At 70.3% G+C, this 26,310-nt stretch carries 25 protein-coding genes and 1 pseudogene; 10 read left to right on the top strand and 16 right to left on the bottom strand.

Annotation, left to right across the window (positions count from 1 at the left end; all coding sequences use genetic code 11):
- Positions 1–15 precede the first annotated feature (15 nt).
- The 5 genes from OG381_RS03935 to OG381_RS03915 all read right to left on the bottom strand — a co-directional run bounded on the left by OG381_RS03935 (position 16) and on the right by OG381_RS03915 (position 5,891).
- Entirely contained in the window at positions 16–2,169 is a 2,154-nt protein-coding gene (locus OG381_RS03935; protein WP_327714674.1) for an alpha-galactosidase, read from the bottom strand.
- 105 nt (positions 2,170–2,274) lie between these two features.
- Positions 2,275–3,531: an MFS transporter gene (locus tag OG381_RS03930; protein WP_327714673.1), complete on the bottom strand. Its 1,257-nt coding sequence runs from the start codon at positions 3,529–3,531 to the stop codon at positions 2,275–2,277.
- A gap of 52 nt (positions 3,532–3,583) precedes the next feature.
- Positions 3,584–3,931 carry a cyclophilin-like fold protein gene (locus OG381_RS03925; protein WP_327714672.1) on the bottom strand — a complete coding sequence of 116 codons (348 nt, stop codon included), beginning with the start codon at positions 3,929–3,931 and terminating at the stop codon, positions 3,584–3,586.
- A 209-nt stretch (positions 3,932–4,140) separates the two neighbouring features.
- Positions 4,141–4,806 carry an SDR family NAD(P)-dependent oxidoreductase gene (locus tag OG381_RS03920; protein ID WP_327714671.1) on the bottom strand — a complete coding sequence of 222 codons (666 nt, stop codon included), beginning with the start codon at positions 4,804–4,806 and terminating at the stop codon, positions 4,141–4,143.
- Between the two features lie 68 nt (positions 4,807–4,874).
- On the bottom strand, positions 4,875–5,891 hold the full coding sequence (locus OG381_RS03915) for a zinc-dependent alcohol dehydrogenase family protein (RefSeq protein ID WP_327714670.1): 1,017 nt from the start codon (positions 5,889–5,891) through the stop codon (positions 4,875–4,877).
- A 183-nt stretch (positions 5,892–6,074) separates the two neighbouring features.
- Between OG381_RS03915 and OG381_RS03910 the strand changes: the two genes are divergently transcribed.
- Both OG381_RS03910 and OG381_RS03905 read left to right on the top strand, forming a co-directional pair.
- On the top strand, positions 6,075–6,944 hold the full coding sequence (locus OG381_RS03910) for a helix-turn-helix domain-containing protein (RefSeq protein ID WP_327714669.1): 870 nt from the start codon (positions 6,075–6,077) through the stop codon (positions 6,942–6,944).
- On the top strand, positions 6,941–7,810 hold the full coding sequence (locus OG381_RS03905; protein WP_327714668.1) for a helix-turn-helix domain-containing protein: 870 nt from the start codon (positions 6,941–6,943) through the stop codon (positions 7,808–7,810). Before OG381_RS03910 ends, OG381_RS03905 begins: the two co-directional genes overlap by 4 nt.
- A gap of 41 nt (positions 7,811–7,851) precedes the next feature.
- Here OG381_RS03905 and OG381_RS03900 read toward each other — a convergent pair whose 3' ends face one another.
- Positions 7,852–9,201, bottom strand: a complete 1,350-nt coding sequence (locus OG381_RS03900) for an MFS transporter (RefSeq protein ID WP_327714667.1) — start codon at positions 9,199–9,201, stop codon at positions 7,852–7,854.
- A gap of 200 nt (positions 9,202–9,401) precedes the next feature.
- Between OG381_RS03900 and OG381_RS03895 the strand changes: the two genes are divergently transcribed.
- Positions 9,402–9,653, top strand: coding sequence for a hypothetical protein (locus OG381_RS03895; RefSeq protein ID WP_327714666.1), 252 nt, complete (start codon positions 9,402–9,404; stop codon positions 9,651–9,653).
- A 40-nt stretch (positions 9,654–9,693) separates the two neighbouring features.
- Here the strand turns inward: OG381_RS03895 and OG381_RS03890 are convergent, their stop codons facing one another.
- The 6 genes from OG381_RS03890 to OG381_RS03865 form a co-directional block, all read right to left on the bottom strand.
- Positions 9,694–9,822 (bottom strand): hypothetical protein, encoded by a 129-nt coding sequence (locus OG381_RS03890; RefSeq protein ID WP_327714665.1) that lies wholly within the window; start codon positions 9,820–9,822, stop codon positions 9,694–9,696.
- 37 nt (positions 9,823–9,859) lie between these two features.
- The gene (moaA, locus tag OG381_RS03885; RefSeq protein WP_327714664.1) at positions 9,860–10,849 is read right to left on the bottom strand and encodes a GTP 3',8-cyclase MoaA; all 990 of its coding nucleotides are present in this window, start codon (positions 10,847–10,849) and stop codon (positions 9,860–9,862) included.
- Entirely contained in the window at positions 10,843–12,009 is a 1,167-nt protein-coding gene (locus OG381_RS03880) for an XdhC family protein (RefSeq protein WP_327714663.1), read from the bottom strand. The genes moaA and OG381_RS03880 overlap by 7 nt, the downstream gene beginning before the upstream one ends.
- A gap of 146 nt (positions 12,010–12,155) precedes the next feature.
- Positions 12,156–14,348 (bottom strand): xanthine dehydrogenase family protein molybdopterin-binding subunit, encoded by a 2,193-nt coding sequence (locus OG381_RS03875; protein ID WP_327714662.1) that lies wholly within the window; start codon positions 14,346–14,348, stop codon positions 12,156–12,158.
- Positions 14,345–15,325, bottom strand: a complete 981-nt coding sequence (locus OG381_RS03870) for an FAD binding domain-containing protein (RefSeq protein ID WP_327714661.1) — start codon at positions 15,323–15,325, stop codon at positions 14,345–14,347. The genes OG381_RS03875 and OG381_RS03870 overlap by 4 nt, the downstream gene beginning before the upstream one ends.
- Positions 15,326–15,337: 12 nt before the next feature.
- A complete protein-coding gene (locus tag OG381_RS03865; RefSeq protein WP_327714660.1) occupies positions 15,338–15,976 on the bottom strand; it encodes a (2Fe-2S)-binding protein in 639 nt (212 codons plus the stop codon).
- Positions 15,977–16,515: 539 nt separating this feature from the next.
- On the opposite strand from OG381_RS03865, the gene OG381_RS03860 reads away from it, so the two are divergent.
- The gene (locus OG381_RS03860) at positions 16,516–18,489 is read left to right on the top strand and encodes a sensor histidine kinase (protein ID WP_327714659.1); all 1,974 of its coding nucleotides are present in this window, start codon (positions 16,516–16,518) and stop codon (positions 18,487–18,489) included.
- A complete protein-coding gene (locus OG381_RS03855) occupies positions 18,486–18,896 on the top strand; it encodes a roadblock/LC7 domain-containing protein (protein ID WP_327714658.1) in 411 nt (136 codons plus the stop codon). The genes OG381_RS03860 and OG381_RS03855 overlap by 4 nt, the downstream gene beginning before the upstream one ends.
- 407 nt (positions 18,897–19,303) lie before the next feature.
- On the opposite strand, the pseudogene OG381_RS03850 reads toward OG381_RS03855, so the two are convergent.
- A pseudogene (locus OG381_RS03850) lies at positions 19,304–19,720 on the bottom strand (Hsp70 family protein); the annotation flags it as partial.
- Positions 19,721–19,735: 15 nt separating this feature from the next.
- Entirely contained in the window at positions 19,736–20,074 is a 339-nt protein-coding gene (locus OG381_RS03845) for a J domain-containing protein (RefSeq protein ID WP_327714657.1), read from the bottom strand.
- 180 nt (positions 20,075–20,254) lie between these two features.
- Between OG381_RS03845 and OG381_RS03840 the strand changes: the two genes are divergently transcribed.
- Together OG381_RS03840 and OG381_RS03835 are read left to right on the top strand one after the other, a co-directional pair.
- Complete coding sequence (locus OG381_RS03840) at positions 20,255–20,695, top strand: Hsp20/alpha crystallin family protein (protein ID WP_327714656.1); 441 nt, start codon at positions 20,255–20,257, stop codon at positions 20,693–20,695.
- A gap of 96 nt (positions 20,696–20,791) precedes the next feature.
- Positions 20,792–20,968, top strand: coding sequence for a hypothetical protein (locus OG381_RS03835; RefSeq protein ID WP_327714655.1), 177 nt, complete (start codon positions 20,792–20,794; stop codon positions 20,966–20,968).
- 40 nt (positions 20,969–21,008) lie between these two features.
- On the opposite strand, the gene OG381_RS03830 is transcribed toward OG381_RS03835, so the two are convergent.
- Positions 21,009–21,749, bottom strand: coding sequence for a GAF and ANTAR domain-containing protein (locus OG381_RS03830; RefSeq protein WP_327714654.1), 741 nt, complete (start codon positions 21,747–21,749; stop codon positions 21,009–21,011).
- An 845-nt stretch (positions 21,750–22,594) separates the two neighbouring features.
- On the opposite strand from OG381_RS03830, the gene OG381_RS03825 reads away from it, so the two are divergent.
- The 3 genes from OG381_RS03825 to OG381_RS03815 all read left to right on the top strand — a co-directional run bounded on the left by OG381_RS03825 (position 22,595) and on the right by OG381_RS03815 (position 25,066).
- Positions 22,595–23,167: a hypothetical protein gene (locus tag OG381_RS03825; RefSeq protein ID WP_327714653.1), complete on the top strand. Its 573-nt coding sequence runs from the start codon at positions 22,595–22,597 to the stop codon at positions 23,165–23,167.
- A gap of 125 nt (positions 23,168–23,292) precedes the next feature.
- Positions 23,293–24,495: a hypothetical protein gene (locus OG381_RS03820; protein ID WP_327714652.1), complete on the top strand. Its 1,203-nt coding sequence runs from the start codon at positions 23,293–23,295 to the stop codon at positions 24,493–24,495.
- A 1-nt stretch (position 24,496) separates the two neighbouring features.
- On the top strand, positions 24,497–25,066 hold the full coding sequence (locus OG381_RS03815) for a hemerythrin domain-containing protein (RefSeq protein ID WP_327714651.1): 570 nt from the start codon (positions 24,497–24,499) through the stop codon (positions 25,064–25,066).
- A gap of 126 nt (positions 25,067–25,192) precedes the next feature.
- Here the strand turns inward: OG381_RS03815 and OG381_RS03810 are convergent, their stop codons facing one another.
- Positions 25,193–25,915 (bottom strand): GAF domain-containing protein, encoded by a 723-nt coding sequence (locus tag OG381_RS03810; RefSeq protein ID WP_327714650.1) that lies wholly within the window; start codon positions 25,913–25,915, stop codon positions 25,193–25,195.
- Positions 25,916–26,310 lie beyond the last annotated feature (395 nt).

The raw sequence follows: 26,310 nt of genomic DNA, 5'->3' as shown, positions 1-26,310 counted from the left end.
GCCGGTGGCGGTGGCTCAGCTGCTCGTGAGGTGAAGCAGGATGAGCTGTTCGGGGTGGAGGGTGGGGATCTGGACGCCGACCCGTTCCAGGAGCCTGCCGGGCAGGGTGATGCCGTCCTTGGTGCACCAGGCGGGGGTTCCGCGTTCCATGCCGGGGGCTTGATCGGCCGGGGGCAGCGGGCGCAGCCGGTAGGTGGTGTCGGGGTCGAGGCCGGGCAGTCGTAGCGTTCCGGGGTGGGCGGTGACCGGGGTGGCCATGGCGGTGAGGGCGAAGACGGCTTCGGTACGGTCGTGGGAGACGACGCCGTGGGCCCACAGGGCCGGATCGGGATGGTCGACGCGGACCGCACGCCCGGTGTGCAGCAGGCCGCGGAGCTGCTTGTAGAGGGTGATCCAGCGGGCGAGTTCGGTGCGTTCACTCTCGCTCGCGCGGGTCAGGTCCCATTCGATGCCGAGGTGTCCGAAGAGCGCGGTGCCGGCCCGGAAGGCGAGGTCGTGGGTGCGGCCGGTGGTGTGGGAGCGGGCGGCGCCGATGTGGGAGCCGACGAGTTCGGGTGGCAGGAGCAGACCGGTCCAGCGGTTGATGGACTGGCGTTCCAGGGCGTCGTTGCAGTCGCTGGCCCAGACGCGGTCGGCGCGTTCGAGGATGGCGAGGTCGACCCGTCCGCCGCCGCTGGAACAGGATTCGATCTCCAGGCCCGGGTGGCGTGCGCGCAGTTCGTCGAGCAGGGCGTAGACGGCGAGGGTCTGGGCGTGGACTGCGGGTTCGCCGCCCGGTGAGTGGCCGGCGTCGACCAGTTCGCGGTTGTGGTCCCACTTGAGGTAGGCGATGTCGTACTCGGTGAGCAGGTCGTCGAGCCGCTCCAGGATGTACGCGTAGGCCTCGGGGTGGGTGAGGTCCAGGACCTGCTGGGAGCGGCGGTCGGCGGGGGTGCGGCCACCGGTGGCCAGGATCCATGCGGGGTGGGCGCGGGCCAGGTCGGAGTCGGGGTTGACCATTTCCGGTTCGACCCACAGGCCGAACTCCATGCCGAGCGCGCGGACATGGTCGATCAGCGGGCGCAGGCCGTGGGGCCAGACGGTTTCGTCGACGTACCAGTCGCCGAGTCCCGCCCGGTCGTCGCGGCGGTGGCGGAACCAGCCGTCGTCCAGGACGAAACGTTCCACGCCGGCCTCCGCGCCGAGGTCGGCGAGGTGGGTGAGCTTGTCGAGGTCGTGGTCGAAGTAGACGGCTTCCCAGGTGTTGAGCACCACCGGGCGGGGGCGGTGCGGGTGACCGGGACGCGCGCGCAGGTGGTGGTGGAAGCGGGCGGACAGTCCGTCCAGGCCCTGGTCGCTGTGGGAGCCGTAGAGCCACGGGCCGGTGTACTGCTCGCCGGGGCCGAGGACCTTCTCGCCCGGAAGCAGCAGTTCACCCGCGGCGACGACCGGGCGGCCGGTGGGCAGCCGCTCGGCCAGGATGCGGTGGTTGCCGCTCCAGGCGATGTGCAGGCCCCACACCTCGCCGTGGCCGAAGCCGAAGCCCGGTGTGCCGGCGGTGAGGACCAGTGCGGCGTCGGGTCCGGTACGCCCGCTGCGGGTCTCGCGCAGCCAGGTGCCGGCGTTGAACGGATGGCGTTGCGGGGCGCGTTCACGGCACCAGCGGCCGGTGAGGTCGAGCAGTTCGGTAGCGGCGTCGGGTACCGGCAGCGCGAGCATCAATCCGTCGAGCGTGTACGGCCGTAGCGAGTCGTTGTTGCGTACGGCGGCCCGCATGCGCACAAGCCCGGAGGGGGTGAGCGCGGCTTCCAGGACGAGACCGAGGCGGGCGGTGGTGTCGCTGGCCCGGATCAGGACCGAGAGGTTGTCGGTTTCCACCGAGTCGAGGGTGAACAGGGGTGACCAGTCGGCGCCTTGGCGGTGCCCGGACAATCCCGGCTGTCCTGGCCAGCCCGTGCCGTGCTCGGGCAGCAACGAGACCCTCGGCACGGCGTCGTCGAATCCCGGCATGTTCGGCATGGTGACGGCGTCGGCCAGCTGTGCCAGCTCCTGACGCGAGAGGTCGCCGAGATCGGCACCCCAGTGGAGCACGGTGGGCAGGCCGTCGCCCCGCAGGTCGAGCACAAGGCTCACGCCCGCTGCCCGGAGATGGATGAACTCTTCGGCCGCGGCATCGGTGGGGTTCGGCATCGTATGGGTCGTCCTCAGCGTGTCAGGGGCGAGATCGGGAGGGGGCTGCGGCAGTTCGCGGGCCCCCTGTGCTGCTCGTCGGTTGCTCCGCTCTCACGACCGGACTCAGCGACGCGACCGTGTCCGCTCGGGTACGTCCGTCAGCGCGTGGGCCGGGGCAGTGCGCTGAGCCACGATGCGGCTGCTGCCGGAAGTGCCGTGGACGGCGAGGGCGATGAGCGGGAGCAGGGTGAGGGCGGCGACGACCGTGCCGACCAGGGGCGGGCCGGTCAGTCCGAGGGAGGAGTCCAGGGCCGCACCCGCGACGAAGGAACCGCCGGCCACGCCGACGTTGAAGGCGGAGGTGGTCAGTGCGGAGGTGAGGGTGGGGGCGTCGCCGGCGAAGCGCATGGCGAGTGAGGTGACCACGGGGTTCACCGTGAAGCCGGTCAGGCCCATCAGGAAGACGAGGACGGTGGCCGTGACCGCGTTGGTGGACAGGGGAATCATCAGGAACAGGACCAGGGCGGTGGCCGCGGCGGCGGTGATGGTGGTCGCCATCGGACGGCGCTCACCGAGACGGCCGCCGGTGGTGGTGCCGCCCAGGGCGCCGAGGCCGAAGGCGATGAGGACGAACGGGACGGCGCCCGCCGGGATCCCGGCGCGGTCGGTCAGCAGCGGGGTGACATAGCTGTAGGTCGCCAGGACACCGCCCATGATCAGCATGGCGGCGGTCAGCGCCAGCCAGAGCCGGCCCTGGCGCAGGGCACTGAACTCGGCGCGCAGGGAGACGGTCGCGCGCTGCTCCTGGGCGGGGATGAAACGCCCGATGAAGACGGCCGCGAGCGCGGACAGGGCGGCCAGGGCCCAGAAGGGGCCGCGCCAGCCGGCGAACTGTCCGGCGAAGGAGCCGATGGGAACGCCGACGACGTTGGCCAGGGTCAGCCCACCGATCATGACGCCGGTGGCGCGGGTGGCCCTCTCAGGGCCCGCGGCGGCGGTGGCGACGACGAAACCGACGGACCAGAACGCTCCGGTGGCCAGCGCGGTGACGACGCGGGCGGCGAGGACGACGGTGAAGGAGGTGCTGAGCGCCGCCACCACGTGACCGAGGCTGAAGACGGCCAGGGCCAGGATCAGCGTCCGGCGCTGGGGCAGGCGCAGGGTGGCCAGGGCCATGGTCGGCGCACCGATGATCATGCCGATGGCGAAGGCGGTGATCAGCAGCCCGGCCTGGGAGGTGCTGACACCGAGGCCGGTGGACAGTTCGGGCAGCAGTCCGGCGATGACGAACTCGGTGGTGCCCATCAGGAACGTACCTGCGGCCAGCACCCAGACGACGAAGGGGAGCTTGCCGGGGGTGATTCCGGATGTGGAAGGCATACGAAAGGTCTCTCCTTGAGCGGAATGACGGGATGGCGGAGTCGGAACGCGGTCAGGACGCGGCTTCGATGGTGATGCGGTCCGCCGTGCCCAGCCGGTCGGCGTCGACGTCGACGTGGCCGAGGACGAGCAGGTCGGCGGAGGCCGAGTCGCCGTCGCGGTAGAAGAGCGCCAGGTTGCCCCAAGGGGCGTAGTAGGCCAGGTCACCGGCCCGGGGCACGGCTGGGTCCGGGGCGCCGGAGGTGGTCAGCCTGCGCGGCAGGTACGCGATCCGCTCCGTCTGGTGGAAGTCCTCCAGATCGAGGGTGAGCGGGAGCAGGTCGGCGAAGTCGTGCGCGGCAGGGCTGTCGTTCAGGGTGGCGTCGACGGGCCGGCCGTCGATGGTGACGCGGATGGCCATGGCGGTGTTCCTGTCGGCTGAGGCACTGGGTGCGACGGATGTCGATGTCTCCGGCCGCTCCGACGATGCCGGGGAGGCGGACGCGGAGACCGGCCCGCCTGCTGATGAGTCGCTGGTACAGGCGGTCACGACCAGCAGGAGTGCGGCTGCCGGAGCGGCGCGGACCAGGGCGCGGCGGGCGGCGCGGTTCATGGGGGTGCTCCGGGGACTCAGTCGGGCAGGGGCTCGGCGTAGTGGCGGAAGGCATCACGCTCGCGGTGCATGTCGTAGAGGCGCTGGGCCAGGGCGTCGGGGCTGCTGTGTTCGGCGTCGGGCCGGATGGCGCCGGGGATGATCAGCTGGGCGGCGTGGATGTTCTGCGGGGCGAGCGTGTCGTGGAGCATGCGGGCGTAGGCGCTCTCGGCGGCGAAGGCGACCGAGGTGCCGGCGACGTTCGGGTTGGGGCGTACGGCGCTGGAGCCGTTGACGAACAGCAGGGTGCCGCGCCCGAGTTCGCGCATGCCGGGCAGGACGGCGTTCACCGCGGTGACGGCGCCCTTGACGGAGAAGGCCAGGGGCGCGTCGAGGTCGTCGGCGCTCGTGTCGAGGACCGGCTTCATGAAGTCGGCGCGCGGGACGGGGCTGTACTGGAGGATCTCGATGGACCCCAGGGCTGTCGCGGCCGCGTACAGGGCCGCGGTCAGGGACTCGAGGTCGAGGACGTCGGCGGCGAAACCGCGGGCCTCGATACCGTCGTCGGCCAGTTCGGCCGTCAGGCTGTCCAGGCGCTGGGTGTCGCGGGCGAGGAGAGCGACGGAGTGGCCGGCGGCTCCGAAGCGGCGGGCGGTGGCGAGCCCGAGGCCGGGCCCGGCACCGATGAGGGCGAAGGTGGTCACGGTGTGTCCTTGGTGGGGGAGGGGCCGGGCTTGGGGAGCCTGCCCCCGAGAGCGGGACGGTTTACGGGTCAGGGCTTCAGCAGCGCCTTGATGGCGCGGCGTTCGTCCATGGCCTTGTAGCCTTCGGCGACCTGGTCCAGGGGCAGGGTGAGGTCGAAGACCTTGCCGGGGTTGATACGGCCGGACAGGACCCGCTCGATCAGGTCGGGCAGGTAGCGGCGCACCGGGGCGGGGCCCCCGCGCAGGCCGACCTGGGAGAAGAACAGCTCCTGGCCGTCGACCTGCACGTCGTGCGGGACGCCGACGAAGCCGACGTTGCCGCCGGGTCGGGCGGTGTGCAGGGCCTGGCGCATGGACTCGGGGGTGCCGACGCATTCCAGGACGCTGTCGGCGCCGATGCCGCCGGTGAGGTCCTTGACGCGGGCGATGCCTTCGTCGCCGCGTTCGGTGACGATGTCGGTGGCGCCGAACTCGAGGGCGAGCCGCTGGCGGGACGTATGGCGGCTCATCGCGATGATCCGTTCCGCGCCGAGCTCCTTGGCGGCGATGACGCCGCACAGGCCGACCGCGCCGTCGCCGACGACCACGGCGGTGGAGCCGGGCCTGACCTCGGCGGCGAGGGCGGCGTACCAGCCGGTGCCCATCACGTCGGAGACGGCCAGCAGGCTGGGCACCAGCTCGGCGGAGGGGTGCTCGTCGGTGGCGACCAGAGTGCCGTGGGCGTTGGGGATGCGGATGTAGTCGGCCTGGCAGGTGCTCATGAACTCGCGGTGCAGACAGTTGGACTGCCAGCCGTTACGGCAGTTGGCGCAGGTGTTGTCCGAGGTGGCGAACGACCCGACCACGAACTGGCCCGGCTTGACGTGGGTGACCTCGCTGCCGACCTCCTCGACGATGCCGACGTACTCGTGCCCCATCGGATGGGGCTCGTCCACCGGTTCAGCGCCGCGGTAGGGCCACAGGTCCGAGCCGCACACGCAGGTGGCGACCGTGCGGATCACGGCGTCGGTCGGCCGGCTGATCCGCGGGTCGTCCAGGGTCTCGAAGCGCACGTCGCCGGGGGCGTGAATGACTGCTCCGCGCATGATGGGGGCTTCCTTCTGTACGAGGGTGGTGAGCCGCAGCCAAAGGCAGGAATGACTGCTCGGAATCGAGCCTCACACGCGGGGGCGGGCGGGAAAAGCGGAGGAATCTATCGGGGGAGAGAAACATCCAGGGAGGAAATTCTCCCCCCTTCCCCGGGTGCGATCGATGTAATGCTGGGAAGCATGACCAGCAATGCCGCCCTGAACGAACTGGGAGAGTTCCTCAAACAGCGCCGTTCGAAGCTGAGCCCGCGCACGGTCGGACTGCCGTCGACCACCCGGCCGCGCCGCGTCGAGGGACTGCGCCGTGAGGAGGTTGCTCAGCTCGCCTCCATCAGCACGGACTACTACACGCGGCTCGAGCAGGGCCGTATGCAGGCGTCGGCTCCTGTGCTGGACACCATCGCCCGCGTCCTCCACCTGGACGACGACGAGCGCGGCCATCTCTTCCAGCTCGCGGGCCGAACCACAGCCCGTATCCGGCGCCGCGGCGTGCAGAAGGTCCCGCCGCAACTGCAGCGGGTGCTGGAGGACCTCACGTCCGTTCCGGCCATGGTCCTGGGGCGCCGCGGCGACATCCTGGCGTGGAACACCCTGGCGGCAGCCCTGGTCACCGACTTCTCCCGTATCCCCGAGAAGCACCGCAACTACCCGCGACTCCTCTTCACCGAACCGTTGATGCGCGGCCTGTACGCCCGCTGGGAGACCGCTGCGCAGGTGACGGTGGCGCAGCTGCGGAGGGAAGCGGCGCGGTATCCCGAGGATCCCCGCATGATCGCGCTGGTCGGTGAACTGTCCATGTATGACCGGCAGTTCGCCCAGTGGTGGGGCGACCACCGGATCGCGGCCCGCACCGAGGGCACCAAGACCCTGATCCATCCGGTCGTCGGAGAGGTCACCCTCGACTGCGACACCCTCACCACCACCGACCCCGACCAGTACATGACGGTCTGGACCGCCGCCCCGGGAACCTCCGCGCACGACAGTCTGCGCATCCTCGCCTCCTGGGCCGCCGACCACCACCTGCCGGCCTCATCAGGATGGAAAGCATGACCAGCAACGTTCCGCTCAATGAGCTCGGCGAATTCCTCAAGAAGCGCCGCTCCGAACTGAGCCCGCGCACGGTCGGGCTGCCGGAGACGGGCGGGCCCCGCCGGGTGGCCGGACTGCGCCGTGAGGAGGTCGCTCAGCTCGCCTCCATCAGCACGGACTACTACACGCGGCTCGAGCAGGGCCGTATGCAGGCGTCGGCCCCTGTGCTGGACACCATCGCCCGCGTCCTCCACCTGGACGACGACGAGCGCGGCTACCTCTTCCAGCTCGCGGGCAAGACCACCACCCGCACCCGCCGCCACGGCAGACAGAAGGTCCAGCCGCAGCTGCAACGGGTACTCGACGACCTCACCGCCACCCCCGCCATCGTGCAGGGCCGGCGCGGCGACATTCTGGCGTGGAACGCGCTGGCGGCAGCCCTGGTCACCGACTTCTCCCGTATCCCCGAGAAGCACCGCAACTACCCGCGGCTCATCTTCACCGATCCGGCGCTGCGCGGCCTGTACGCCGACTGGGAGAGCTCGGCGCGGATCGCCGTGGCACAGCTGCGGATGGAAGCCGCGCAGTATCCCGAGGACCCCCGCCTCATCGAGCTGGTCGGTGAACTGTCCACCCGCGACCAGCAGTTCGCCAGGTGGTGGGGTGACCACCGGGTCGCGTCCCGCACCGTGGGCACCAAGACCCTCAACCACCCGGTGGTCGGCGAACTCGTCCTGGACTGGGACACCCTCACCGCCAACACCGACCCCGACCAGCACCTGACCGTCTGGACCGCCGCCCCGGGTTCTGCCACCCACGAGCGGCTGGGCATCCTCGCCTCCTGGGCCGCCGACCAGAACATGGAGCCCTCCTCACCCCTCCGCTGACCGGTGGCCCGGGACGGCAGTTGGCGCCTTGCAGAGGCGCGTCAGCTGCCGCTGTCCCTGCAGGGCCCGGACTCTCGACCGGATCGGCACCCACCGTCGGAACCTCCGGCGCTGCGTGCGGCGGATGCGGCGCGAGCAGGGCGAGGACGCGCGTCGTCCTGAAGCCCGTCCCCGACCGACTGGTCCGCGGCCGCTCGCGGCGGGGGCGTCTCGGACCGGGTGGCGCGCATCAGCGCGAGGGCGGTCAGCGGTACGAGGGTGAGGACGGCGGCCACTGTGCCGACCAGCGGAGGCCCGGCCTGCCGCAGCGGTGAGGTCAGGGCGATGCCGGCCGTCCAGGAGCCGATGGCGATGCCCACGTTGGGTGCCGAGCCGCTGAGCCCGGAGACGAGATTGGGGGCGGACCCGGAGAAGCGCAGGGCCAGCGCGCCGAGCACCGGGGTGGGAGCGAAGCCGGTCATCCCCAGGAGGATGACCAGGACGACGGCCGCCACGGGGTTGGGGGAGAGCAGGGTCAACAGCAACAGCACCAACGTCGTCAGGGCGGCGGAGACGATGAGCGTGGCAAGTGGGCGACGGTCGCCCAGGCGCCCGCCGACCGTGGTGCCCAGCAGGGCGCCCAGGCCGTAGCCGGTCAGGACCATGGGCACGGCTCCGGCGGGGATACCGGCCCGCTCGGTGAGCAGGGGCGAGATGTAGGTGTACGTCGCCAGGACACCGCCCATCAGCAGCGTCATGGAGCTCAGCGTCAGCCAGACCCGGACATCCCGCAACGCGGCGAACTCGGCCCGCACGGACGGCGCTTCACGTCGCTCGTCGGCAGGGATGTACCGGCCGATGACCGCCGCCGCGCCGGCCGACAGCGCGGCCAGCACCCAGAACGGCCCGCGCCAGCCCGACAGTTGCCCCAGCCACGCGCCCAGCGGTACGCCGGCCACGGTGGCCACCGTCAGGCCTCCCAGCAGCATGCCCAGGGCCCGTGACGTCGCCGTCGGCCCCGCCGCGTTCGTGGCCACGACCGCACCGACGCACCAGAACGTCCCTGTGGCCAACGCGGTCACCACGCGGGCCGCCAGCACAAGAGCGAAGGACGAGCTGAGCGCGGCGACCAGGTGGCCGAGGGCGAAGACCACGAGCGCGAGGATCAGAGTGGAGCGCCGGGGCAGGCGCAGCGTCGCGACAGCCATCACCGGTGCGCCGACGATCATGCCCACCGCGAACGCCGTAATCAGCAGACCCGCCTGGGGAAGGGAGACATTCAGATCGTCGGCGATCTCGGGCAGCAAGCCCGCGATGACGAATTCGGTGGTGCCCATGAGAAATGTTCCGGCAGACAGCACCAAGACGACGAAGGGCAGTTTGCGGGGTCGGTTGCCGGTCGTGGATGACATTCGATGGCATTCTCTTTCAGGGCGACGTGCGACCGCTGCGAAGTGCGGACGCAGTAGAGAATCGCACCGCACGGGCATTCTGTAAGGGGGAGGAATTTCTCCCTGCTTCGCGGCGGAGCGGCAAGTGATCTCGCTCCGGAAGCGATTCCCGTTTCCGGGTCTTCACCCATCCCGGCTTCGATGCCGGGGATACTGTGCGCGTGGAGTACGTGTCCAGAGTGCCGCGACCGCCGCTGGACGGGCTGATCGACGACCTGTACTACCTGGAGGGTGCACCGCCGTGCGCCCGGCTGACGCTGCCGCCGATGCCGGCGGCCCTGCTCATCGTCAACCTCGGGGCGCCGTTCCGTATCCGCGCCGCCACCGACATCGAGACCGCCGAGTACGCCGACGGCTGCGTGGTCACCACGCCCACCCGCGCATTGGACGATGCCCGCGGCCGAGCTGTGTGACGATCGGCGACCTGAGAGTGGCGGCCGGTGTCAGCAGCACTCATCTGGCACAGCTATCGCGTGCGCCGTTGACCGATCTGAGCGGTTGCGCGAGGAAGGCCACTACGAACTTGCCGTTGCCGTTGCCGTTGCCGTTGCCGTTGCCGTTGTTGCCGCGACCTGTCGGCATTCAAGGAATGTGGCGACGTGCAGCGGGGGCAGGTTCCCTAGCCGCCGATCGCGGACATCGGGCGGTCCGGCTGGACGAAGGTCGGGTCGTCCAGGCCCGCGCCCGCCTTCTTGCCCCACATCGCGACCTTCCAGATGCGGGCTATCTCCTGGTCCGGGGCGCCGGAGCGCAGGGCCGCGCGCAGGTCGGTCTCCTCGGTGGCGAACAGGCAGGTGCGGACCTGGCCGTCGGCGGTGAGGCGGGTGCGGTCGCAGGCGGAGCAGAACGGGCGGGTGACCGAGGCGATGACCCCCACGACGTGCGGGCCGCCGTCCACCAGCCAGCGTTCGGCCGGGGCCGAGCCGCGCTTTTCGGAGCCTTCCTCGGTCAGGTCGAAGCGGGTGCGCAGGGAGGTGAGGATGTCGCCCGCGGTGATCATGCCGTCGCGCTTCCAGCCGTGCTGGGCGTCCAGCGGCATCTGCTCGATGAAGCGCAGTTCGTAGTCGTGCTCGACGGCCCAGGCCAGCAGGTCGGGGGCCTCGTCGTCGTTGAGGCCCGGCATCAGGACCGAGTTGACCTTGACCGGGGTCAGGCCCGCCTCGCGGGCCGCGTACAGGCCCTCGATGACGTCCTTGTGGCGGTCGCGGCGGGTGAGGGTCTTGAAGACGTCCGGGCGCAGGGTGTCCAGGGAGACGTTGACCCGGTCCAGGCCCGCCGCCTTCAGGGCGCTCGCGGTGCGTTTGAGGCCGATGCCGTTGGTCGTCAGCGACATCTGGGGGCGGGGCTCCAGGGCCGCGACGCGCTCCACGATGCCCACCAGGCCGGGGCGCAGCAGCGGCTCGCCGCCGGTGAAGCGGACTTCTTGGATGCCCAGCGAGGTGACCGCGATGTCGATCAGGCGGACGATCTCGTCGTCGGTGAGCAGATCGGGCTTGGCCAGCCACTGCAGGCCCTCCTCGGGCATGCAGTACGTACAGCGCAGATTGCACCGGTCGGTCAGCGAGACTCTCAGGTCGGTGGCCTGCCGGCCGTAAGTGTCGGTCAGCACGTTCCTGAGACCATTCCTCCTCCGTACCGCGCCGGCTCCGGCACCGCCCCGGAGCCGCGATGGATCGGGCCGCTGACCCGGGCCAGGGGCAAGCCACTCGCTTGGTCGGCGTGAGCGATGATTTCCGCGGTGATCGAGATCGCCGTCTCCTCGGCCGTGCGGGCGCCGAGGTCGAGGCCGATCGGGGACCTTAGCCGGGCCAACTGCTCAGGTGTGACGTCGACTTCGCGCAGCCGGAGAAGGCGTTCTTCGTGGGTGCGCCGGGAGCCCATCGCGCCGACGTAGCCGACGGGCAGGTCGAGTGCCAGCTTCAGCAGGGGGATGTCGAACTTTGCGTCGTGGGTGAGGACACAGATCGCGGTACGGGCGTCCACGGCCGTCTGTGCCAGGTAGCGGTGGGGCCAGTCGACGACCACTTCGTCGGCGTGCGGGAAGCGTGCTGTGGTGGCGAAGACGGGGCGGGCGTCGCACACGGTGACGTGATAGCCCAGGAATCGGCCGGCCTGGGCGAGGGCGGCGGCGAAGTCGACGGCGCCGAAGACCAGCATGCGGGGGCGGGTGGCAGCAGCATGGACGAGGACGGAGAGCTTCTCGGGGCAGGTGTCGGCGTCGCCGCCGAGGACGAGGAACGCGGTGCGCCCGGTGCGTAGTTGGGCGGTGGCACGGTCCGCCACGGCCCGGCCGGTCGGCCCGTCGCCGAGGGCGCTGTCGGCGATCCAACTGTCGCCGAGGACGCCTACAGTGGCGCCGAGCATCCTCTCGGGCCCGTCCACGACCTGGGCGACCGCGGCGGGTCGGCCCTCGACCGCCTCGGCGAGCGCCGCGCCGAGATGCGGCTGTGCGGCCGGATCGACACGCTGCACGAACACATCGAGATCCCCACCGCAGGTCAGGCCCACGGCGAAGGCGTCGTCGTCGGAGTAGCCGAACCGGACACGCTGTGGCGCGCCTTGCTCCTGGAGCACCTCTTGGCACAGTTCGTACACCGCGCCCTCCACGCAGCCGCCGGAGATGCTGCCGACCGCGTTGCCGTCCTCGTCCACCGCGACCGAGGTACCGATGGGCAGGGGTGCGCTGCCGGTGATGTCGACGACGGTGGCCAGGGCGAAGGGGCGTTCCTCGCGGCACCAACGGTGCAGTATGTCCGCGATGTTGAGCATGGAGGTCTCCAGAGCAGACGGTCGCTGTCGCAGAAGGTGAGCGGGCCGCCGCCGCGTCGACGGGGAGTATGCGCGGCGGCGGCCTGGGAGGTCCGGCAGCCGTACGGGGGGTTCGGCTGCCGGACCCGTTCAGGGAGGCGGTGGTGTCAGAGCAACGCCTCGGCGGTAATGGGCAGTTGGCGGATCCGTCGGCCGGTGGCGTTGTAGACCGCGTTGCCGATCGCCGCGGCCACGCCCACCTGGACGACCTCGCCGAGTCCCTTGACGCCCAGCAGGTTCCCGGCGTTGTCCTCGCCGTCGAGGTAGATCGCCCTGATGTCGGGGATGTCGGCGTTCACGGGGACGAGGTAGTCGGCGAGGTTGGCGTTGACGATCCGTCCGTCGCGGTGGTCGGTGACCGTGTGCTCCAGCAGCGCGGTACCGATGCCGCCCACGATTCCGCCGAGCGCCTGGCTGTCGGCGAGCTTGGGGCTGATGATGCGGCCCGCGTCGTAGACGCCGAGCATCCGCCGTACTCGCACCAGTCCAAGGGTGGCGTCCACGGCGACCTCGGCGAAGGTGGCGTTGTAGGCGAAATAGGCGGACCGGTCGCTGCCCGCTCCGGTGTAGGAGCCTTCCGCTTCCAGGTGGGAGCGGTCGTTGCGGGCCAGCAGGCTCTTGTACGTCTCCCCGCGGGCGGGGTTGTCGCGCACGTGCAGTCGGCCGTTGCGTACGACCACGTCGTCCGCGTTCACGCCGTACAGCGGGGACTCGCGGTCCTCGACAGCCAGCTTGATCGCCTGCTGCCGTACCTTGTTGCAGGCCTCGACGACGGCCGAGCCGACGCTGGCCATGGTCGCGGAGCCGCCGTGCGGCGAGGTCGGCGGATAGAGGGAATCGCCGAGCCGGAAGGTCACCGTGCGCATGGTCAGCCCGAGCGCGTCCGCGGCGACCTGGGTCTGCGCGGTGTAGGTGCCCGGCCCCATGTCGCTGGTGGCGGCCTCGGCCACCGCGGTGCCGTCGGCGTCCAGCCGGGCCCGGGCCTGCGCGGGGAACCGTCCCGGGTCGTACACGCCGGTGGCCATGCCCAGGCCGATCAGCCAGTCACCGTCCCGCGTCGAGCGTGGCTTCGGGTTACGGCGGTCCCAGCCGAACTCGCGGGCGCCCACGGTGTAGCACTCGCTGAGCCGCCGGGTGGAGAAGGGCTCGTCGGTCGACTCGTCCTCGCTCGGCTCGTTGCGCCGGCGCAGCTCGATCGGGTCGATGTCGAGGCGGTGGGCGAGCTCGTCCATCGCCGACTCGATCACGAAGGACGCCGAGGCGAAACCGGGTCCGCGCATCCAGATCGGTGTGTTCACGTCCAGCGGCACCTGCCGGTACGCCTGACGGACGTTCGGCATGCTGTAGAGCATCTGCCCGGCCAGCATGACCGCCTCGTTGAACGTCTCGTACGAGGAGGTCTCGGCGTCGATGTCGTGGATCGCGGCGTTCAGGCGACCGCGCCGGTCGCTGCCCAGCCGCAGCCGGTACTCGTACGACGGCCTGAAACCGGTGCCGAAGTACATCTGCTTGCGGCTGAGCACCAGCTTCACCGGCCGACGCGTCACCCGCGCGGCCAACGCCGCGACGATCGTGTGCGGCCAGCAGCGCAGTCCGCTGCCGAACCCGCCGCCGACGAACGGGTTGATGACCCGGACCGCGTCCGCGGGCAGGTCGAAGACCGCCGCGATCTCATCGTGCGTGCCCATGATCCACTGGGTCTTGTCCCAGACCGTGAGCTTGTCGCCGTCCCAGCGAGCGACCGTGGCGTGCGGCTCCATCGGGTTGTGGTGGTTGCGGGCCAGCTCGTACGTCAGGTCCAGTCGTACGGCCGAGGAGCGCAGCCCCGCCTCCGCGTCCCCGCGCGCATAACGAGTGGGCTCGCCCGGTGTGGCCTTGGTGAGGTCGGTGGAGGGCTGTTCGGCGTCGTAGCGGACCTTCACGAGGCTCGCCCCGTGCTGCGCGGCCTCCAATGTGCTCGCCACCACCACGGCGACGGGCTGGCCGTGGAAGAGCACCCGGTCGTCCTGGAAGACCCGAAGTCTGCGCCCGGCCGGGTTGTTGGACCCGGCGTTGTCGCGGTAGGGGAGCTTCGGGGCGCTGCCGTGGTGGATGACTCGCAGCACACCGGCGTGTTTCTCGGCGGCGCGGGTGTCGATGGATCTGATCCGGCCGCGGCCGATGCTCGCGTCGACGATGACAGCGTGCACGACACCCTTGAGGTCGTGCTCGGCGGCGTACTCCGCCTTGCCGGTGACCTTCAGCACGCCGTCCACCCGAGACAGGGGTGCACCGACGGCTGCCTGCGGCTGAGGGCTCATTCCATTTCTCCTACGGTGCGCAGCTGGCGTTCGACGGTCCGTTGCAGGAGCTCGACCTTGAACCGGTTGTGCTGGAGGGGGCGGGCACCGTCGGCCGCGTGGCGTGCGGCCTCGGCCCACAGACGGTCCGACGGGCGCTCGCCGATCAGGGCCCGCTCGACGGCCGGAAGCTTCCACGGGACGGTCGCCACACCGCCGGCGGCGACCTTCGCCTCGCGGATCACCCCGCCCCGGATGTGCAGCGCGACGGCCGCCGAGGCGAGCCCGAACGAGTAGGACTGCCGGTCGCGGAGCTTCAGATAGGCCGACTTCAGCGGACGCGGATACGCCGGTATCTCCACGGCCGTAATCAACTCGCCCTGCTTGAGGGCCTGTTCGCGGTGCGGGGTGTCGCCGGGGCGGAGCAGGAAGTCGGCGAAGGGAAGGCTGCGCTCCTTGCCGTCCGGGGCCCGCAGGTCGACGGTTGCCTCGAGAGCGGTGAGGGCGACGGCGAAGTCGGAGGCGTGGGTGGCGACGCAGTGGTCGGAGCCGCCGAGGATCGCGTGGCCGCGGTTGTAGCCGCCCAGGGCGGCGCAGCCGGAGCCGGGCTCGCGCTTGTTGCAGTCGGCGGTGATGTCGCGGAAGTAGGTGCAGCGGGTGCGCTGCATGATGTTGCCACCGATGGTGGCCATGTTCCGCAGCTGTGCCGAGGCGCCCCGCAGTGCCTGGGCGGCCACCGGGAACAGGGAGTTGAGCTTCGGGTCGGCGGTGGCGGTGGCCATCGGGACCAGGGCGCCGATGCGGATGCCGCCGCCCGCGGTGGCGGTGATCTCGCGCAGGGGCAGGGCGCTGATGTCGACGAGTGTGTCGGGGGTTTCGACGGTCTCGCGCATCAGGTCGACCAGCGTGGTGCCGCCGGCGATGTAGCGGCCGCCGCGTCTGCCGGCGGCCAGGGCTTCCGGGACGCTGCTGACGCGGGTGTAGGAGAAGGGGTGCATGGTGGCTGGTCCTTACTTGCGGGCGGCGGTCTGCTCGACCGCGCGCACGATTTTGACGTAGCAGCCGCAGCGGCAGATGTTGCCGCTCATGTACTCCCGGATCTCCTCCGGTGAGCCGGTGTGACCTTCCTGGATGCAGCCGACGCCGGACATGATCTGGCCGGGCGTGCAGTAGCCGCACTGGAAGGCGTCCTCGTCGACGAACGCCTGCTGCAGCGGGTGGAGTCGGTCGCCCTTGGCCAGTCCCTCGATGGTGGTGACCTCGGCGCCTTCCAGCCGCACGGCCAGCGTCAGACAGGAGTTGACCCGCCGGCCGTCGACCAGCACGGTGCAGGCCCCGCAGGCACCGGCGTTGCAGCCCTTCTTGGAGCCGGTCAGGTCGAGGTGCTCGCGCAACAGGTCCAGCAGCGAGGTGCGGTTGTCGACCGTCACGGTGCGGCGGGTGCCGTTCACCGTCAGGGACACACGGCTGGAAGGGGCCGTACCCGCGGCGGTCGCTTCCTCGGCACCGGCCAGGAACGCTCCTCCGGCCACCACGACACCGCCCACCGCGACACCGGTGGCGATGACGGTGCGCCGACTGGGCCCCGAGGTGGACTCACCGGCTCCGGTGGGCGGAGAAACAGCAGAATCAGGGAGTTCAGAGGACATGCGTTCGCCTTTGCGTCACGGACGGATCAGTCGTGTACACCAGCGGGGGACCAGGCACGAGATCGACGCCACCGCGGGAAACTGGGTGACCGCTCGCCTCGACAGGGCGGCTGATCACGCCGGAAGTCTCGCACCACAGGCGTCACCCGTGGCAGGGAGATTTTTGTCCCCCCTTGCTTTCCCTTGGCCTTTCCTTGGCCTGGCTCGCCCGCGAACAGGCGCCAGGTGAACGAGGTGAGATCGACCAGCGACAGTTCGACCACCTGTCGTGCCCTCCGCGGTCACAGTGTCCGGGCCTGCGGTGTGAGGGCGGCGCAACTGAAGTTCCCACGCGGTCTAACAGGTCGGAAACCGGCCGGTATCGCAGCCGGACTAGCTTCGTGACTATGAGATTGTGGACGCCAGTACGGCCGCTGCTCGGCAGACTCGGCGCAATCGCCAAGGGCGCCTTCGGCAGGGGCGGTTCAGGGCCACGCCACCGTGACGGAACCGCTCTGGAGCGCCGTCCGATCCCGGGCTGGCGCAGCATCAAAGGCCGTGTGGCTGTGGTCATCACGGTCCCCGTCTGCCTGCTGCTGGTGGTGGCTGGTCTCGCTGTGAGCGGCCGTGCCGAGGCCGTCGGCGACGCACGGACGACCCGTACCGAGGTCGGCCTCAGCCTGCGCATCCAGGCCCTGGTGCACCAGCTGCAACGCGAACGCGGCCTGACCAACGGGCTGTTGGGTGGCGAGGAGGACTTCCGCCCCTCACTCACCGCTACCCGCAAGCGCGTTGACACGGCGCTGCGCGCGATGCGCCCCGAAAGGGCGGTCGACGATGTCCTCCAGCGTCACCTGCGACGGCTGGCCGACATCCGTGCCTCCGCCGACGCAGGCACCGCCGACCCGAACGCGGTTCTCACCTTCTACACGCGCGCCGTCGATGCCCTGAACGCCGTCGATCCGGTGGCGGAGACCGCGACGGGCGCCGACCGTCAACTGCGCGACGGCCTTGCGGCGTTGCGAGAGCTGGCCGCGGTCAAGGAGTCCGTCGCTCTCGAACGCGGGCTCCTCAACGGCGTGTTCGCCCAAGGCGCCTTCCGCGGCCAGGCGTACCTCGACTTCAGCGAGGTGCGCGCCACACGCGTCGCCGCCCAAGCCCGTTTCCGGCAGGTCGCCACCGCACCCCAGCGCGCGGCCCTGAAGAACGCCTTCGCGACCCAGGACGCCCGACGCGCCGCTGCCTACGAGAAGCAGGCGGCGGGCGCCGCCGACGGCTCCGCGCTGCACGTCGACGCCGGCACCTGGTGGGACGCGATGACGGTACTCGTCGATGACCTGTACACCGTCCAGCAGTCGGTCGGTGGCGACGTACGGGATCGGGCCGACCGGCTCAGCCACGACGCCGAGCTGGCCCTCGCCGCCTACCTCGCCGCGGGAACGCTCATGGCCGCCCTCGTCGTAGGACTCGCCGCTTTCGCCTCGCGTTCCCTCACCCGCCCGCTCGGCGCGCTCGCCGAGGCAGCCCACGACGTGGCTCGCCGCCGGCTGCCCGAGGCCGTCGCCCGGATCCAGCAATCCCCGAACGACCAGGGGGAGTTCCTCCAGCGGTCGGACGTGCCGACCGGCTCCGATGCTCGGCAACTGGGCGGGACCGCGGAGATCGCCGAGGTCGCCGCGTCCCTGCACCAGGTGGAGGACACCGCCCTCCACCTGGCCGCCCAGCAGGCCGGCCTGCGCCGCAACACCACCGAATCACTGGCCAATCTGGGCCGCCGCAACCAGAACCTCGTGCGCCGCCAACTGGGCCTCATCACCCGCCTGGAACGCAAGGAACTCGACCCGGACGCCCTCGCCGAGCTCTTCGAACTCGACCACCTCGCCACCCGTATGCGGCGCAACGCCGAAAGCCTGCTGGTCCTGGCCGGACAGAACCCGCCGCGGCCCACCGCAGCGCCCGCCGACGGCCTGGAAGTCGTCCAGTCCGCCGTCGCCGAGGTGGAGCAGTACCGGCGGGTCCTGATCGCGACCGTGGAGCCGGTACGGGTACGCGGACACGCCGTCGCCGATGTCGCCCACCTCCTCGCCGAACTCATCGAGAACGGGCTCACCTTCTCGCCACCGACCGAACCGGTCGAGGTGCACGGCTGGTACGACCCCGAGGACGACACATACAGCTTCGCCGTCGTCGACCACGGCGTCGGCATGTCCGAGGCCGACAAGGAACGCGCCAACGCCCGCCTCCGCGATCCCGGGCAGGAGGCCTTCCTGGCCGCGCCCACGCGGTTCCTCGGCCACCTCGTCGTCGGCAGGCTCGCCCACCGTCTCGGTGAAGGCGCCCAGGTCCACCTCTTCGACACTCCGGGCGGCGGCTTGTCCGCACTTCTTGCCCTCCCCGGTCGTCTGCTCGCCCCCGTGGAAAACCCCTCCGTCTCACCCCCGCCCGCCCGGCCCGCTGTCTCCTCCCTGCTCAACGGCTTCAGAGCAGGTGTCGCCCGTGCCGAGGCCCGAACCACCCAAGGAGCGTCATCGTGACCACCGCCGTCCAGAGTTTCGGCTGGCTCATCTCGGAGTTCGCACGCACCACCGACGGTGTCACCGACGCCGTCGCCGTCTCCTCGGACGGCCTGCTGATGGCCGCCTCGGACACACTCGGCCGAGACCGCGCCGACCATCTCGCGGCCATCGTCTCCGGCATCACCAGCCTCGCCCAGAACGCGGCGACGGCACACGGATTCCGCGGCATGAAGCTCGTCATGATCGAAATGTTCGGCGGATTCCTCATGGTCGGCCGCATCCGCGACGGCAGCTGCCTCGGCGTCCTCGCCGCCGAGGGATGCGACGTCGGCCTGGTCGGCTACGAAATGGCCGTCCTCGCCGACCGCGCCGGCGAACTGCTCACCCCGCAGTTGGTACGCGAACTCCACACCACGCCCGCCTGAGCCACGGCGTGGTCGCCGACGACCTGGCGGGACGGCTGCTCCGGCTGACGCGCGAGACCATGCGCTGCAGGATGGTTCCCGCGGCGGATCGGCCAGAGCGGGAACCCGACGGGCTCCGCGGCTGCCAGTCGGAGTCGAGCATGCTGAGCGCCCGGACGCGGAAGTCCGCGACGGTGGCGACATCGAGGTCGCCCACGATCGGGATCACCCGGTCCGGTGCGCGTGAGACCGTACGGTTTGCTGCCTCCTTCCGCCGTGTCATGGTCTTCCCTCCCGTCATCCGCGGGGCCTGCCGGCTCCGCTCCGGCCGACGTGCCCGGCGACTTTCACCTGGGCCGGGCGCAGCAGGCGGTCCCCGGCCCGGGGCGCAGGATGTCCGTACAGAGGTCAGCTCGCCTTCGGCTCGTCGTGGCCTGGCGCTGCGTGTCGTCGAAGTACGCCGGGACGGTGATCACCGCGTCGGTGACGTCCTCACCCAGGTACGCCTCAGCGTCCCGCTTCAGCTTCTGCAGCACTCGCGCGGAGAGCTCCTGCGCGGTGTACCGCTTGCCGTCGACGCTCCCGCTGTCCGGGAACCGCCAGTCGTGGTCGCCCATATGCCGCTTCACCGAGCGTGCGGTGCGCTCCACGGTCGTCACGGCCTGCCTCTTCGCGACCTCGCCCACGAGGACCTCGCCGTTCTTGGCGAAGGCCACCACCGACGGGGTGGTCCTGGCTCCCTCGGTGTTGGTGACGACGGTGGGTACACCGCCTTCGAGGACCGCGACCACCGAGTTCGTGGTGCCGAGGCCGAGGCCGAGGCCGATGCCGACCGAGCGCGCCATCTGCGTTCTCCTTCCTCACGTTGTCGCCCGGGTTTCCTGGTCGGCGGATGCCCTCACGGTCCGCGCTCCCACCGGACCGGTCCCGCCCGCAGCGGCGGCTCGTACGGGGAGGTGGACCGCCCACCACCAGAACCACCGCGACGCGGCGCGCTCGCGGTCGTAGGCGGCGCGCAGTCCGGGGTCGCGGAGGGTGTCGTAAGCGGCCCGCAACCGCCCGAACCGCTCCGCGGTGACGGCATCCACCCGGATGTCCGGGCGCAGCTCACGCACTCGGGCACGGAACGCGGAGGTGATCACCTCGGTCGTCGCCGAGGGCTTCACGCCCAGTACGTCGTACAGGTTCCGCGACCCCAAGGCAGCCACCTCCCTACCTGCCGCGAGCTGCTGTCTCCGCTCATACTTGCCTATCGCCAGGGATAAAACTTGAGTGCCCTCTTGTCAAGTATGAGCGGGCGGGGTATACGCATTACCGAACGCACTCCGGGCGCCCGGAGCCCGGGCGGACCCGACCGACCAGGCGAAAGGAGTTGGACCATGGTGCTCATCCGCACGGATCCCTTCCGGGAACTCGACCGGCTCGCCCAGCAGCTGACCCAGCAGGCGTTCGGCACCGTCGCCAGGCCGGCTGCCATGCCGATCGACGCATACCAGAGTGAGGGCAGCTTCGTCGTCCACTTCGACCTGCCCGGCGTCGACCCGGACACCGTCGACCTGAACGTGGAGCGCAACGTCCTGACCGTACGGGCGGAGCGGCCCGCACCCGACGCCAAGGACGCCGATCTGCTGGTCGCCGAACGCCCCTACGGCGTCTTCAGCCGTCAGCTCTTCCTGGGCGACGCACTCGACGTCGAAAAGATCGACGCCCACTACGACGCGGGCGTACTCACCCTGCGCATCCCCGTGGCCGAACAGGCCAAGCCACGCCGTATCGAAATCACCCGAGGCGACAAGGAGGCCCGCCAGATCACGAGGTGACCGAGACACACCGGAAAGCGAGGCAGAGCAAGCAGCGAATGAGAAGCAGGCCCGGCACGCCTCGTGCACGGCGTGCCGGGCCGAATGGAGGTACCTGTGACCGCCCTGATGTGGTTGCTCATTCCCCTGGTCACGTGTGTCCTGGCCGGCATCTGGGCCTGGTGCGGAGGCCGCCCCGCAGACCGTGACCTGTGGACCGACGTGGACCGCTACGACCGGCTCCGCGCCGCCCACGCCAGGATGCGGACCGCCGCCCCCGAACACGGAGCCTGAATCACCGAACCTCCGGCGCGGCACGGGGGCACCTGTCCGGTCAGTCTCGCTTGCGCGCGAACGGTCCGCCGGTGGCGCGGTCGTCGATGACCTGCCTGGCGAGGTTGAGCAACTTCAGCTGATGGGTGCGGGCGTGATGGCGCAGCAGATCGAAAGCGTCGTCCACGGTGCAGTCGAAGCGTTCGGCAAGGAGGCCTTTGGCCTGTTCGATCAGGACGCGGCTGTCGAGGGCCGCCTGCAACTGCCGTTCGCGTGTCTGCGCCCGGAGCAGGGTGTTGCGGTGGGCCAGGCTGATAGCGGCGGCGGAGGCCAGCAGTCGGCCCCACGCGACATCCTCCTCACACAGGGCTTCGCGCTGGTGGTAGAGGCTGAGCGACCCCGTGACGCCGACCTCGTGCCGGATGGGCAGAGCGGTGACCGCGGTGAAGCCCGCCTGGAGGACCCGCTGTGAGTAGCGCGGCCACCGGCACCGGCTGTGCGGGTGGGTCATCGACACGTTGACCAAGGCCTTGTTGGTGCGCGCGCTGTCCAGGCAGGGCCCTTCGAGGAACTCGCTCTGGGCGCGTTCGAGCTGGTCCGCGCTGTCGTGAGTCGCGGCGGTGAGCGCGGGCCGGCCGTCGGTGTCGAGGAGGTTGCAGCCCGCCGCCTCCACACCGGACAGACCTGTGACGGTGCGGGCGAGGCGGGACAGGAGGCGTTCGTCGTCGTCTCCGCGCAGCGGGGCGTCGACCAGGGCGAGCAGCGCGGGAGCTGCCGAGTGCTCATGCCCGGTAGGAGACATGTCCGTATCCCATGTGTGTGTGGGCCTCCCGGAGGGGAGGCGGGTCTGGTGGCCGCTAAAGGGCTCGACCGGTGAATCGTCGGCGGGACGGCGCCGTAGCGTGCTGCCGCTGAGCTATCGAGCGTCGCCGGCAGGCGGCGGGCTCACGACTGTTGTGCTCCGTTGGAGGTCGCGGCGGACGAGTCGGCGCACGCCACGGACCTCGCCGGTCTTCTTCGGCCTGAAGCGTCGGCATCCTCCCACGGCTGATGAGGGCGGCCATCCGGACGGCGAAGCGACCTCGTTCGCACCGCAGGTTGCCGAGCACCCTGTACCGGCAGCACCACAATCCCCGTCTCGGGCCGTGCACTTGCCATGATGAGCTCCTTCCCCGAGTTCGCTCTTCTACCTGATCTGCGCGGACACCTGTCAACCACCAACACCGTTCGGTCAGTGCGTGCGACGCGTGAGCCAGGCCCCGGTCGATGCCGCAGGGTGTCGCGAGCACACGAGCGGCCACCCGACCGAGTGATGCAGGTCAACGCGACGCAAACGAAGCCGAGTTGACACCGGCCGAACGCTACAAAGCCGTACAGCCGGGCGTCATGGGGACACCGCGTTCTCACTGAGCCGCCCAGGACCCGGTGACGTACGGCGCCGCCCCCTGCCGGACCCGCATGGATGTGCTACGGCGGCGACCTCGCGGAAGCCGGCATGGCCCTGCTGACGGGGGTGAGCTGGTACGTCGCCGCCGGACGGGCCCGGGCGCGTGGCCGACGCCGGGTTTTCGGGACAGATCGGTTGACGGGCGGCCCGGTGGGGGCACTCGGAGGTCATCACCGGACTTCGGCAGCCGGAGGAGAACCTTGAACACGACGGCACGGGCCTCCCAGGACGGTCCGACACGGCACAAGCGGCTGGCGATCTACCTCAACGACCACCTGGCCGGGGCGACGGCGGGCGTCGAGCTTGCCGCCCGGGCGGCTCAGGAGCACCGGGGGTCGCCCTTCGGTGAGGCGCTGGAGAACCTGCGGAAGGAGATCTCGCAGGACCGGCAGGCCCTGGTACGCCTCCTCGGTGACCTCGACGTCCCGGTCCGGCGTTACAAGGTCCACGGAGCGTGGCTCGGTGAGAAGGCGGGACGGGCCAAGCCCAATGGGCGGCTGGTGCGCCGTTCAGGGCTCGCGCTGCTGGTCGAGCTGGAAGCCCTGCGGCTGGGGGCGCTCGGCAAGGAGGCCCTGTGGCGCGGCCTGCTCGCTGCGGCGGCACAGGACGCGCGCCTGGACGCCGACCGCCTGGAGGAATTGCTGCGCAGGGCGGAGCGGCAGATCAACACGCTGGACTCCCTGCACTCCAGGGCCGCCACCGCCCTGCTGTTCCCCACGCAGCCCAAGGAACCGCCGTCTACGGCTGCGGCCGACACCGGCTCATCGACCTGACCCACGGCGGAGACGCCCCTCCTCGGTCTGACCGATTCCTTTCCGCGGCCTTCACGTTCTGGTTACAGGGGGAATGGGCGCGGGTACTCGCGCGGCTCCGCTGCGGCCCCAGCCGAGGAGACCTCATGGGCTTCAACCCTCTGGAACACCAAGGCATCCCTCTGGACCGCCAGTTGCGCAACTGGCGGGAGCTCGACGTCGAGCCCGTCGACCCCGACCACGGGGACCCGTACACCAAGTGCCGGATCATCACGATGAACGGCATCGAGGTCGAGGCGATCCTCTTCAGTCATCAGTTCGCCCGCCACTGTCCCGACCCAGACGTCAAACGGCAGCTGGCGGAGGTCCGTTACATCGAGCACCAGCAACAGAAGGCCGTCAACTGGCTGCTGCCCGGCCTCTCCTCCGTGCTGGAGACCACGATCGCCTACGAGCAGGTCGCGGTCGACCTCACCGGCTGGATCGCCCGTCATGAACCGGACCCGTATCTGAAGCAGGCGTACGAGTTCGGCGTCCTGGAGGACTTCGACCACCTGTACCGGTACGCCAACCTCTACGAGATGATCGAGCACCGCAAGGCGGAGTCGATCGTCGAGGGGCTCACCGAGGTGATGCCGGGACGACCGACCAAGTTCCACCACCGCCATCCGGCCGACAACGTGCGTGAACCCTACGACCGCACGACCGTCAGCCCGCTGTCCCGGCTGCACGCGTTGACGATCATGTCGGCGGAGCAGCAGACCATGAACTTCTACATGAACGTCGGCCCCCAGTACATGGAGCCCATCGCCCGCCAGCTCTACCAGGAGATCGGGCTCATCGAGGAGGAGCACGTCACGCACTACGAGTCCCTCGTCGACCCGGGTGAGAGCTGGTGGGAGCAGCTCGTCAACCACGAATACAACGAGTGCTACCTGTACCACTCCTTCATGGAGCAGGAGCCCGATCCCAAGGTCAAGGCGATCTGGGAGCTGCATCTGAACATGGAGCTCACTCATCTGCAGATCGCCTGCGACCTGATGCGCCGCCACGACGGCCGCGAACCGCAGGAGATCCTCGCCCCGGAGCTGCCCAACGTCCTGACCTTCGAGGAGAACAAGCAGTTCGTACGAGGTCTGCTGGACACCCAGATGGACCTGACCACCCTGGGCACCGGCTATGTCCGCGAGGCACACGAGCGCTTCGAGAGCATGCAGGAGCAGATCCACGGCGGCGGGGAACCGCCCAGCGAACGGGTGATGGCGCAGCACCGGGAGATGTTCGGCCGCGAGTACCGCATCGAGTCCGAGGGCGAGCACCCCGACGTCGCCTCACGCGAGAGGAGCTGACATGGCCGGGATCGCGGCAAGCGACGCCGACGTGGTCGCCCTCCTGATGCGTCAGCACGGCGACATCCGCAACCTCTTCGACAAGGTCGAGCGCACCACCGGAGACGAACGCAGGACCGCCTTCCGTCACCTGGTCCAGCTCCTCGCCGTGCACGAGACGGCCGAGGAAGAGGTGATCCACCCCTTCACCCGCAGCGCCGTGCCCGACGGCGCACGGATCGTCGAGGCACGGCTGGCCGAGGAACGGGAGGCCAAGGAGCTGCTGTCGCGGCTGGACACCATGGACACCGACGACCCGAAGTTCCTGACCGAGCTCCAGACCCTGCGCACGGACGTGATGCGGCACGCCCGCGCCGAGGAACGCTACGAGTTCAACCACATCCGCCGCCACGCGGACACGGCTCTCCTGACCTCCATGGCCACCGCCCTGAAAGCAGCCGAGGCCATGGCTCCCACCCACCCTCACCCCGGCACGGAGTCCGCGGCCAAGAACCTCACCCTCGGCCCGATCACGGCCCTGGTCGACCGCACCCGGGACGCCGTACGCAAGGCCATGGGCAAGGACGGCTGACGGCCGCCGGCAGACGCGGGCCGCGCGCACGGTGACACCGAGCAGCCGCGCGGCCTCGTCGCCTGTCACGCACTGCCGCCGGGTCGTGGAGGACGAGTCGCAGTCGTCATCATCCGGTCGGCGTGTTCAGGATGAGGGCTGGTTCCATGGTGCGGTCGACCAGGGCGAGGGCGAGGGCGGTGTCGGCGAGGCTGGTCCGGTGACGGGCGGCGTGGTCGGCGAGGAGGCGTCCGGCCTGGGGGATGTCACGTCGTGGTAGGCGGCGATCATGCCTTTGGCGATCTCCAGGGTGGCTTTGGCGGCGATGGCGCTCTGCACTCGGGTGGTGACGTCGTCGTGACGGGGTTCGGTGGCCCAGTGCATCAGCGACAGGACGGCCGCGTCCGTCAGCGCCTGTCCGAGGTCCAGTTCGCCCAGCGGGCCCGCGGCATCCGTCAACGGCACGGAGAAGACGGCTTCGACGCCGATCCTGGCCGCCTTCACCGTGAACAGCGGCCACCGGCTGGCGTTCGGGCCGCGCGTCAGGTCCGGAGCGAGCACCGGGGCCCGCAATCGCAGAGCCTCCGTCCACGGACCTTCGCCGAGCGTGAACTGGGTCTCCGCCAGCTCCGAGGCGACGTCGCCGCTGGCGAAGAGCACGATGCTGGTGCCCGTGCCAGGGTCGGCGAGCGAGGCGGACAGGCCGGAGACCTCCGGCAGGAGCGTCACGCAGGCCCGGTACAGCGCGTCGGGTATCGCGGCGGCGGGGAGTCCCGCGACCGCACTGGTCAGCTCGCGGGCGATGCGGGAACGCTCGCGCTGCGCAGTGCGTTCAGCGTCCTGATCGCTTGGCTCCCCGTCCCCGGGCACCCTCGTCCCTTCTGCCGGCGAGCGCGTTCGCCGTCCGGATCGTGGTGTCCGGCCTTGGCCATCCGGGCGATCATCGACCGGCGGCCCGCTCACCCTGACGCAGTTCCCGGCCTCCCAGCTGGGTATTCGGATTTACGTGGCTCCGCAACCAGAGCAGGTCGGACCGCTACGCGTATTCAAAAGCACGTTTTCTGTTTCGTGTATCTGTTGACGTGGAAAGCGAGAGACGGGGATGCTGAAAGAAGCACGGAAGGACGGATGCTCGGAGCGGCCATGTCCGATCAGGTAACTGCCCTGCCAGGCGTCCGGCGGGAGTTCTGCATCGACTGCGGCGCGGGACGGCGCCCCGTCTCGCACGTTCCCCCGTTGTCGTTGACCATCCACGCAGACGCGGA

This window comes from Streptomyces sp. NBC_00490 (assembly GCF_036013645.1).
In the GTDB taxonomy this organism is placed as follows: Bacteria; Actinomycetota; Actinomycetes; order Streptomycetales; family Streptomycetaceae; genus Streptomyces; species Streptomyces canus_F.
Note: the sequence above shows the minus strand (reverse complement) of the source record. Positions and strands in the feature narration are given on the sequence as shown.